The sequence below is a fragment of the Thalassolituus sp. UBA2009 genome (assembly GCF_002335285.1).
Lineage (GTDB): Bacteria > Pseudomonadota > Gammaproteobacteria > Pseudomonadales > Oceanobacteraceae > Venatoribacter > Venatoribacter alkanivorans.
This window is the reverse complement of record NZ_DDCJ01000028.1, coordinates 11375-13442: the sequence shown is the minus strand read 5'-3', so window position 1 is coordinate 13442 and position 2068 is coordinate 11375. Positions and strand designations below refer to the sequence as shown.

Sequence of the window (2068 nt, the reverse complement as noted above, 5' to 3'; positions counted from 1 at the left end):
TGGGCTACCCGGGTTGTGCAGAACTTCTGCAGCTGGTTATTTATCAATTTTTATCGATGCGAAACGTTTCCGATACTCCGCAGGTGTAATCCCCATAAGGCGAACAAAAGCGCGTCTGAGAGTATCGGCATCAGGAAAGCTACACGCGTGCTGCTTGTTCTGGGGCAGGTGGTATCTGTCGTTAAGGCTTTTCCTCGCAGTCCTGATTTTAAGGAGGATATTATTCAAACATTTTATGAGGGCATAAAGCATAAGCCTGATACTACCTTCGGAAATGTGAAGGCGGATGTGATTGCCGGTAAGGAACCCCATTTTCATCGAGGTAATTTCTGTAGCCTGATCCGTTGCTCAGCCTGGGCTGGCTGATATTGTTTTGTATTCGTTGGTTTTTCTGTTCTGAATTTTATCTGAGCAGAGAGGTTTCGGCGAAATATCAGCGTCCGGTTTATCAGGAACCACAACAAAGTAAAGATCATGCTGTATAGGATCATTTATAGAAGCCACTTGTCAGGCTAAACCACTCATGTGTTTTTTATTAGGTGCATATTCAAACAATAAAATATTTGAATATGCACGGGGATAACTGATTTCTGAAGTAAATCTGATAATTGTATTTTCCTTAATTTTATCGACCGCTGTAGACAGGCTTGCGACGCTCAATCCAGGCGTCCAGTCCGGTAATAATATCGTCCGTATGAAGCATGCGGGCGAACTGTTCTTTTTCTATTTCAAGCCCTTCACCAATGGTTGTGTTTAAGCCTCGGGTTACTGCTGAAATGATTCGGGCTGTGGCTAAAGGGGAGTGCTGCAATATACGGTTAGCCAGCTGAATGGCTGTCGGTATCAAGTCTTCATGGGGCACAACCTGATTGACCAGGCCCATTTCATATGCCCGTTCTGGTGAAAATCTATCGCCTGTCAGGAGTAATTCCAGAGCGCGCTTTCGCCCGGCCAACCGGGGCAAACGCTGGGTTCCACCAAAAGTAGGGGGGATTCCGATGTTTATTTCAGGCTTGGCGAAGATAGCTTTTTCGCTGGCGACGGCCAGATGTGCTGCCTCTGTAATTTCACAACCGCCGCCAAATGCAATGCCATTCACCGCAACGATAATGGGTTTTGGAAAAGACTCAATTCTTGATGTCATTTGCTGTCCGCGACGAACAAATTCCCTCATAGCGACATCGCCTCCCTGTTTTATACTTTGGGTAAATTCGTGAATGTCGCCACCCGCAGAGAAAGCGCTTTCTCCTGCGCCTGTCAAAATTATGGCGCGAATCGATGTGTCGTTTTCAATTTCATCCAGAAGTTCTAGCAAGAGATCATTTGTTGCATAGTTAAGGGCGTTTAATTTTTCTGGTCGATTTAACGTCAGGAATGCTATATCACTCTTTTTTTCGATAATAATCAGCGGCTTCATTATGTAATCCTTATAAGTATTTAGTGGTTGAAAAGATAATATTCGTAGATTAGGATTTTTTACACTCACTATACGGTATACATAAATGGCTGATGCGAAGAAGGATACGAAAACACGCATTCTGAATGCTGCCAAAACGCTGTTCTATATGACAGGAATCAGAGCAACAAGCGTCGATGCCATTGCAGAAAAAGCCGGTATTACGAAGCGAACACTGTATTATCACTTTCAGAGTAAGGATGAACTGATTACTGAGTATCTGAGGTCCAGAGATCAGTTAAACCTGCAGGCGTATAAAAAATGGTTTGATGACCAAGAAGGTGAGATTACTGATAAAGTTCGGGCGGTTTTTAACGGAGTTTCAGAAACGACAAGTCATCCGAAGTGGAGAGGGTGCGGGTTTCAGAGAACAGTGGGGGAATTAGCTAATAAGCCAGGCCACCCGGCGATAAAAACAGCATCTTTACACAAGAAAAATGTCGAAGAATGGTTCGCTGAAGAATTTCGCCGCTATGGCCTGATAAACTCAGAGGCAACAGCGCGTTACGTCTTTCTTTTACTTGAGGGAGCATTATCATCGATGTTAGTTCACCATGACCCGGCTTATATCCATGAATCCGCTAACGCAGCGATATTACTGATTGCTCAGGG

At 44.3% G+C, this 2068-nt stretch carries 3 protein-coding genes; 2 read left to right on the top strand and 1 reads right to left on the bottom strand.

The window, feature by feature from the left end; translation table 11 throughout:
- Nucleotides 1-366 (top strand): hypothetical protein (locus B3P58_RS03275; RefSeq protein ID WP_286716065.1); only part of this gene is annotated, 366 nt, incomplete at its 5' end.
- A gap of 259 nt (nt 367-625) precedes the next feature.
- Here the strand turns inward: B3P58_RS03275 and B3P58_RS03270 are convergent.
- Nucleotides 626-1417, bottom strand: coding sequence for a crotonase/enoyl-CoA hydratase family protein (locus B3P58_RS03270; protein WP_286716064.1), 792 nt, complete (start codon nt 1415-1417; stop codon nt 626-628).
- An 85-nt stretch (nt 1418-1502) separates the two neighbouring features.
- Between B3P58_RS03270 and B3P58_RS03265 the strand changes: the two genes are divergently transcribed.
- Nucleotides 1503-2068, top strand: a 566-nt coding sequence (locus tag B3P58_RS03265; protein WP_286716063.1) for a TetR/AcrR family transcriptional regulator, incomplete at its 3' end; no start/stop codon positions are given.

What these genes read in the sequence shown, in the direction of transcription:
- B3P58_RS03270 (WP_286716064.1), bottom strand. Translation starts at nt 1,417, where the DNA reads ATGAAGCCGCTGATTATTATCGAAAAAAAGAGTGATATAGCATTCCTG.